Source organism: Pelomonas sp. KK5, assembly GCF_001984095.1.
Lineage (GTDB): Bacteria > Pseudomonadota > Gammaproteobacteria > Burkholderiales > Burkholderiaceae_C > KK5.
This window is the reverse complement of sequence record NZ_LYVQ01000278.1, coordinates 1-7,427: the sequence shown is the minus strand read 5'-3', so window position 1 is coordinate 7,427 and position 7,427 is coordinate 1. Positions and strand designations below refer to the sequence as shown.

8 protein-coding genes are annotated in these 7,427 nt (G+C 70.8%); 5 read left to right on the top strand and 3 right to left on the bottom strand.

Going from position 1 to position 7,427, the window contains the following annotated elements:
* Nucleotides 1–1,248, top strand: a 1,248-nt coding sequence (locus tag B0W88_RS27885) for a chloride channel protein (protein WP_144007011.1), incomplete at its 5' end; no start/stop codon positions are given.
* Here B0W88_RS27885 and B0W88_RS27880 read toward each other — a convergent pair.
* The 3 genes from B0W88_RS27880 to B0W88_RS27870 all read right to left on the bottom strand — a co-directional run bounded on the left by B0W88_RS27880 (nucleotide 1,245) and on the right by B0W88_RS27870 (nucleotide 3,738).
* Nucleotides 1,245–2,480 (bottom strand): type II toxin-antitoxin system HipA family toxin, encoded by a 1,236-nt coding sequence (locus B0W88_RS27880; protein WP_077037823.1) that lies wholly within the window; start codon nucleotides 2,478–2,480, stop codon nucleotides 1,245–1,247. The genes B0W88_RS27885 and B0W88_RS27880 overlap by 4 nt on opposite strands.
* Nucleotides 2,470–2,745, bottom strand: a complete 276-nt coding sequence (locus B0W88_RS27875) for a helix-turn-helix domain-containing protein (protein WP_077037822.1) — start codon at nucleotides 2,743–2,745, stop codon at nucleotides 2,470–2,472. The genes B0W88_RS27880 and B0W88_RS27875 overlap by 11 nt, the downstream gene beginning before the upstream one ends.
* Before the next feature lie 66 nt (nucleotides 2,746–2,811).
* On the bottom strand, nucleotides 2,812–3,738 hold the full coding sequence (locus B0W88_RS27870) for a hypothetical protein (RefSeq protein ID WP_077037821.1): 927 nt from the start codon (nucleotides 3,736–3,738) through the stop codon (nucleotides 2,812–2,814).
* Nucleotides 3,739–3,930: 192 nt separating this feature from the next.
* Here B0W88_RS27870 and B0W88_RS27865 point away from each other — a divergent pair, with 192 nt between their 5' ends.
* From B0W88_RS27865 to B0W88_RS27850, 4 genes are all read left to right on the top strand, one after another.
* Entirely contained in the window at nucleotides 3,931–4,818 is an 888-nt protein-coding gene (locus B0W88_RS27865) for a DMT family transporter (protein WP_077037820.1), read from the top strand.
* Nucleotides 4,815–5,306 carry a glutathione peroxidase gene (locus B0W88_RS27860; protein ID WP_077037819.1) on the top strand — a complete coding sequence of 164 codons (492 nt, stop codon included), beginning with the start codon at nucleotides 4,815–4,817 and terminating at the stop codon, nucleotides 5,304–5,306. The genes B0W88_RS27865 and B0W88_RS27860 overlap by 4 nt, the downstream gene beginning before the upstream one ends.
* A gap of 77 nt (nucleotides 5,307–5,383) precedes the next feature.
* On the top strand, nucleotides 5,384–6,439 hold the full coding sequence (locus B0W88_RS27855) for a DUF2332 domain-containing protein (RefSeq protein ID WP_077037818.1): 1,056 nt from the start codon (nucleotides 5,384–5,386) through the stop codon (nucleotides 6,437–6,439).
* Between the two features lie 67 nt (nucleotides 6,440–6,506).
* Nucleotides 6,507–7,427: alkaline phosphatase D family protein (locus tag B0W88_RS27850; protein WP_077037817.1), on the top strand; the 921-nt coding region annotated here is incomplete at its 3' end.

Below are 7,427 nucleotides of genomic sequence, written 5' to 3'. Positions count from 1 at the left end.
GTGCTGCTGGTGGCCGGCGCCACCGCCGGCATGAGCGCCGTCTTCGGCACGCCGCTGGCGGCGGTGCTGATGGCGGTGGAGCTGCTGCTGTTCGAGCTGCGGCCGCGCAGCCTGCTGCCGGTCGTGATCGCCTGCACGGTGGCCGGTTTCGCCCGGCCCTGGGTGCTGGAAGGCGGACGCCTGTTCCCGCTGTCGGTGGGTGAGCCCGGCTGGATGGCCTTCGGCTCCGCCCTGCTGGCGGGTGCGCTGGCGGGCCTGCTGTCGGCCGGCCTCTCGCGGGCGCTCTATGCGGTGGAGGACGGCTTTCACCGCCTGCCGCTGCACTGGATGTGGTGGCCGGCGATCGGCGGCCTGGTGGTCGGCATCGGCGGCTGGCTGCAGCCGCGGGCGCTGGGCGTGGGCTACGACGTGATCGGCGACCTGCTGAACCACCGGCTGCTGCTGGGCGCAGCGCTGGCGCTGCTGGCGGTGAAGGCGGTGATCTGGGTCGTCTCGCTGGGCTCGGGCACCTCGGGCGGGGTGCTGGCGCCGCTGCTGATGGTGGGCGCGGGCCTCGGCACCGTGCTGGCCGGCCTGCTGCCGGGCGGGGACGCGGCGCTGTGGCCGCTGGTCTGCATGGCGGCGGTGCTGTCAGGCGTGCTCGGCGCGCCGCTGACGGCCACGCTGTTCGCCTTCGGCCTCACCGGCGCGGCCAATGCGCTGCTGCCGCTGCTGCTGGCCTGCGCGGTCTCGCACGGGCTGGTGGCGCTGCTGATGCACCGCTCGATCATGACCGAGCGCATCGCCCGCCGCGGCCGCCATGTGCACCGCGAGTACGGCGTCGATCCGCAGGAGCGGCTGCGCATCGGCGAAGTCATGAGCGCGGCGCCGCAGGTGATCCCGGCGGCGACGGCCGTGGCCGAGGTGCACGCCGGCTGGTTCGGCGCGGCCCAGCGGCACCGGGCGTATCCGGTGGTCGATGCGCAGGGAGCCTTCGTCGGCATGCTGGATCGGGAGGCGCTGGGCCTGGCCGACGAAGGCCATGCCGATGCCGGCGCGCTGGCCCGGCTATCGGCTGCGGGGCGTGCGCCCGGGCTCAGCCTGGCCTCGGAGACCTGCCGCGCCGCGGCGCGGCGGATGGCGGCGACCGGGCTTGAACGGCTGCCGGTCGTGGCCGATCTGCACAGCCGCCGCCTCGTCGGCCTGGTCAGCCGCAGCGACCTGCTGAAGCCGGTGCAGGCGCAGCATGCGGAGGAGCAGGCGAGCTAGGCGCCGTATCGGCGGCCCGAATCCCACACCTCTCGCATGCGGGCCAGCATGCCGGTCGGAATGCGTTCGTCGGATCCTGCTTCGAGCAAGGCCTGCACCATCGCTTCGGCAATGCGTCGCAGCACCGCGGCCGGTGACCTGACATTGCAGACCTTGGCGCCGAAAGCCAGCAACTCATCCGTCGTCGGATAGGCCTTCGTCGCATGCCGGCCTGCGAACAGCTTCAGCGCCAGCGTGCGGTCTTCCAGCTCCGGACCGCCTGCATATTGTGTGTAGCGGTAGATCGAGGTGGTGACGACGTCGAACATCGGCGCCAGCCAGATATCGGTGGACGAACGGTAGAGCAGGCCGAAGTTCTTCAGGTGCGCGTCTCCGTTGCGCACCATGACCGAGAAGGCCACCTGCTCGAAGAAGCGGTCGAGGTCGCGCTGCGGCAGTTGCAGCTGCTTCAGCAGGCCGGCGATGCGCTCGTAGCTGCCGTGGTACTTGCGGTCCGAAAGCACGTCGCGCACGCGCTGTCCGGACAGCGCGGCGATGTCCTCGAAGCCCAGTCGCTCGACGCTGCCATCGGCCTTCGGCAAGGTGTCGAAGCGCTCCAGCACCAGCAGCTGGCCATCGTCGGACAGGTCGAACACCGGCGTCTCGATACCGGCCAGCTGTGCTGCTCGCAGGCACAGGAACTCGTTGGCGGTGAGGCCCGGATAGGCCTCGCTCGCCGCCTTCACGATGAGCGTCGGGATCGGCACCGCGAAGCGGACCTCCGGCACCATGATCTTGGGCTGCATGCCGGCGATGCCGGCACCGGTGCTCAGGTAGGCGGCCACCAGCTCGTCGAAGACCTTCGGTGAGAAGGCAGTGCCTAGCAGGTCGGCCTTCGTCAGCGGCGTGGCGGGGGTGGGCGTGTCGAAGCCGGGAATGCGAAAGCCCAGGCGCCCGATGCCGTTGTCGCCGATCAGCGCCAGCAGGTGCATCGCCGTCGTCTGCTGCTTGGGGAACAGCGCCCGGATGCGCATGAACAGGTCGCCCTCGGGCAGGTTCTGGTCCATGGGCGGGAACAGGTCGCCGTCGGTCCAGGTGAGCCGGGCGGCGGCCGGCATCAGCAGGGCGACCGAGGGCTGTGCGGCGGAGGCGTCGAGGTAGCGGAACTCGTAGTTCGAACCCTTCAGCAGCTGGCCGGCGAGAAGATCGGGGCCGATGGCCACGTCGAGCTGCGCGATGCGCTCAGGCAGCATCGTCGTCCTCGTCCTTGTTGAACGCGGCCGCGACTTCCTCCATCGTCGGCAGTCCGGCCGGCTCGATCCGCATGACGAGGTTCAGCGCGCGCAGCACGTCGAAGAGGGAGGACACCGAGGCCTCATCCCCGCCTTCCAGCCGGTAGATCACCTCACGGACACGACCGGCTCGTTCGGCCACGGCCGCCTTGCTCAAGGCGAGCTCCTTGCGGCGGCGTTCGAGCTGCTCACCCAGCTCCGAGGGAAGGCGAAGATTGTCAGCCATGGCTGACAGTATGCGCTTCAAATCCGAAGATTGCCAGCCATGGCTGGCAATTCAGAAAGGAAGCGGCTAGCGCCTTCTCTCCACCGTCGCCGGCGGATTCAGCACCTTCTGGATGTGCTCGCTCCACGCCCGGGCGATCTTGAAGCTGCCGCTGTGGTTCAGGTGGATCTCGTTGTGCCAGTCGCCGCTGCTGCCGCTGCTGCCCGGCGCGGCCGGGGCCAGCGGGACGGAGGTGGAATCGAACACGTGCAGGCCGGGGAACTGGGTCTGGTCGGCCGCCATGCCCTTCAGCAGCTGCGCCAGGTGGAAGACCATCAGCCGGCTGATGGCGGCCCAGTCGGCGCCCGGCAGGGCGTAGGCCTTCAGCGCCGGATAGAGCCAGGGGCCGCGGGCGCCCAGCTCGGAATCCTCGGAGCCGGCGGGCCGCGGCACCGGCACCGCGTAGCAGTGCATGAAGACCGGCTTGCCGGCCGAGGGGCCCTGGTCGCGCAGCGTCAGCAGGTGGCGGACGTTGGTGCGCAGGTACTCGGCATAGGTGGCCCAGCCGGGTTCGGAGAAGTAGCGGGCCACGCCGGCCGAGGGCGGGCCCCATTCGGTCTGGCGGCGCAGCAGGCGCAGGTGCAGCGGCACATCCTTGCCCTCGCCATCATGGGCGGCGGTCTTGGCGGCGTCGATCAGGTCGTTGCCGCCGACCGAGAGCAGGATGCCGTTCCAGGCCGGCGCATCCGCGGCGGTCAGCAGGCGCACGAAATCGGGCGCCGACTCCAGGTCCACCATGTGGGCCAGCGCGTCGCCGGTGCCGGCGCAGTTGATGGCGCAGGCCGGCGAGTCGAAGACCAGCTCCTGCAGCAGGTTGGCATGGGCGTTGAGCTTGGCTGCCGAGGCCGAGAACCAGGAGTCGCCCTGGGCCAGCAGGCGCCAGCGGTAGGGCGCCAGGTCGGGCGGGCGGGGCGATTGCAGGTCCGCGGGGGTGAAGCAGGCCAGATGATCCAAGACAGACGCTCCCTTGCTGGTTGATCGATCGCCCGTTTGTTCGATCGGTGTGCCGGTCAGCCATTCAGTCAGCCGATCCAGGGGCCCGTGCTATAACCCCCGCCCGCCGCGCTCTCAGGCCTGCCTTATAGCCTAATCCCCGGGCCAGAAACACAAAGTCAGGCCGCGGCCCCCGGTTACGTCCTCAATCCCATGCCCATCCTCGCCCTCGTCTTCAATGCCCTCGTCTGGGGCCTGTCCTGGTGGCCGTTCCGACAGTTCCAGGCGGCCGGCCTGCATCCGCTGTGGACCACGGTGGCCCTGTTCCTGCTGTCGCTGGTGGTGATCGCGGCGAGCAATCCGCGTTCCTGGGGCGAACTGCGGCGCACGCCGGCGCTGTGGGTGATCGTCGCCGCCGCCGGCTGCACCAACACCGCCTTCAACTGGGGCGTGGCGATCGGCGACGTGGTGCGGGTCGTGCTGCTGTTCTACACCGCGCCGCTGTGGACCGTGTTGCTGGCCCGGCTCGTGCTGCACGAGCGCCTGAGCCTGCTGGCCGGCCTGCGCATGCTGCTGGCGCTGGGCGGCGCGGTGATCGTGCTGATGCCCGAGGGCGGCGGCTTCCCGCTGCCGTCCGGCCTGGCGGACTGGCTGGGGCTGCTGGGCGGCTTCTCCTTCGCGCTGAACAACGTGATGCTGCGCCGCCAGGCCGCCAGCGGCGCCCATGCGCGGGCGCTGGCGATGTTCCTGGGCGGCGTGGGCGTGGCCGGTGCGGCGGCGCTGGCGATGGCCGGCGCCGGGCTGGTCGGCTGGCCCAGCCTGCCCGGGCCGCAGTGGCTGCTGCCGCTGGCCGGCATGGCGCTGCTGTTCCTGTGCTCCAACCTGTGCCTGCAGTACGGGGCGGCGCGGCTGCCGGCCAACATCACCTCGGTGGTGATGCTCAGCGAGATCCCGTTCGCCGCGCTGTCGGCGCTGTGGCTGGGCGGCGGGCAGCTGGACGGGCGCACGGCGATCGGCGGCGTCTGCATCCTGGCGGCTGCGCTGCTGGCCACGTTCGGCGGCGCTACGATCGCTGCACCTGAACCCAAGACCTCACCATGAGCACGATCTACGACTTCCAGGCTGTTTCGATCTCCGGCCAGCCCGTCGACCTGGCCGAGCAGCGCGGCAAGGTGCTGCTGGTGGTCAACACTGCCAGCGCCTGCGGCTTCACGCCCCAGTTCGCCGGCCTGGAGGAACTGTGGAAGGACTATGCCGACAAGGGCCTGATCGTCATCGGCTTCCCCAGCAACGAATTCGGCGGCCAGGACCCGGGCAGCAACGAGGAGATCTCCTCCTTCTGTCAGCTGAACTACGGCGTCAGCTTCCCGATGATGGAGAAGATCAAGGTCAACGGCGCCGGCGCTCATCCGCTCTACAAGTGGCTCAAGGGCGAGAAGCCTGGCATCCTGGGCACCGAGGCGATCAAGTGGAACTTCACCAAGTTCCTGATCGGCCGCGACGGGCAGGTGATCAAGCGCTACGCGCCCAACGACGCGCCCAAGAGCATCCGGGCGGATATCGAGAAGGCGCTGGCCGCCGCGGCCTGATGCCTTGATCGATCCGGCATGGCGGCATGCCGGATCGGCTGGTGGGAACCGGCCGGCCAGCGGCTACGCTGCATGCCATGGACGCCATCTTCCGCCGCTTCGCCGAGGTCGACTGCACGCAGGATCCGCTCTATGTCGCGATCTGCCGCGCCGTCGCCGATGCCCCCGAACTGCTGGCCCTGATGGCGCATGCGCCGCCCACGCAGCGCAAGCCCAACCTGCTGCTGGCCGCGCTGCACGAGCGCGTGCTGGCCGGCGCCGCGCACCCGCTGTGCGACTACTACCCGAGCGTCGGCGGCAGCCGCCTGCCCGATGCCGAGCTGCCGGCGCTGCTGCTGGATTTCGCCCGCAGCGAGCAGGCCGCCCTGGTCGACCACCTGCGCCATGCCAGCACCCAGACGAACGAGACCGGCCGCTGCGCCGTGCTGTGGCCGGCGCTGCAGCACATCGCCGCCGTGTCGGGACGGCAAGACCTGGCCCTGCTGGACTTCGGCTGCAGCGCCGGCCTGAACCTTGCCGTCGACCTGTACCGTTATGACTACGGCATGTTCCAGCGTGGGCCGGTCGGCTCGGCGCTGACCATCCCCTGCCGCTGGCTCGGCGACGCGTCCCCGCCGACAGATACCGCTTGGCGCCTGCGCAGCCGCCTGGGCCTCGACCCGGCGCCGATCGACCTGCGCGACGAAGCCGCCGTCCGCTGGCTGCGCGCCTGCCTGTGGCCGCACGACCGCGAGCGCGCCGCCCGGCTGGACGCTGCCGTGGCCCTGGCCGGCGGCTTCGAGATCCGTCAGGCCGAGGACTGCATGGCGCAGATCGAGCCCTGGCTGGACGGCCTGCCGCCCGAGGTGCAGCCGGTGCTGTTCAACAGCTGGGTGCTCTATTACTTCGACGCCCCGCTGCTCGCCCGCTTTCGCGCCATCGTCGAGCGTCTGGTACGCGAGCGCGGCCTGGCCTGGCTCAGCGCCGAGGCGCCCGGCACGCGGCCGCCCGGTCTGGCGCTCCCGCCCCTGGCTGACGGTGCCGAGCCGTCCACGCTGTGGACGCTGCAGATCCCCGGCCGCGAGACCGAGGCGCTCGCCTGGTCGCATCCGCACGGGCGCTGGCTGCAGTGGACGGCGGCGGCGGCGCGCTGAAGCATCGCTCGCACCTCATCACAATTTGCGATGGCATCGCGCCGCGGGCGCACGACACTCGGCGCCCATGAAGATCGCCTTTGCCTCCTGCCTCTGCGCCCCAGCCTTCCCGCAACAGCCCGTGTGGGACCGGATCCGGGCCGAGCGGCCCGACCATGTGGTGCTGCTCGGCGACACCATCTACATCGACATCTTCGCGCCCGACGTGGCGCAGCGCCTGTCGACCGAGCGCTTCGCCGCCCTGGTCCACCAGCGCTACCGGCAGCAGCTGGCGGTGCCGCAGTTCGATGCGATGCTGCGCGCGCTGCCGCCGGGCCGCGTCCACGCGATCTGGGATGACCACGACTTCCTCTGGAACGACGCCTGCGGCGCGGCCGTCATCGCGATGCCGACCCAGCGCGACAAGCTGCACCTGAGCAACGCCTTCTTCAAGGCCTTCCGCCAGGCGCTGGTGACGCCGGGCAGCTTCCCGGACCAACCGACCGATCCGCGTTTCGGCAACCCCGCCGAGCCGGCCCCGCCGGTGCTGAGCCTGCAGCTGGACCCGCTGCTCCACCTGCACCTCAGCGACAGCCGCAGCTGGCGCACCGAGACGCTGCTGGTGGGCCACGACAAGCGCCAGCTGCTCGGCGAGGCCCAGCGCGGCCAGCTGCAGCAGGCGATCGCGCAGGCCCATCCGGATGCCGTCCACCTGCTGGCCAACGGCTCCACCAGCAGCGACTGGAAGAAGTACCCGACCGACTGGCAGTGGCTCAAGGGCCAGGCCGCCGCGCGCCGCACGCTGCTGGTCAGCGGCGACATCCACTACAACGACGTGGACCAGTTCGACACCGGCGGCCGCTTCCCGCTGCACGAGGCGACCTCATCCGCCGCGGCGCTGCGCAGCGGCATCGTCGCGGGCGAGGAGCGCCAGAACTTCGGCCTGCTCGACGTGCGGGCCGGCGAGGTGGAGCTGCGCCTGTTCGACATCCACGGCGAGCAGCAGGAC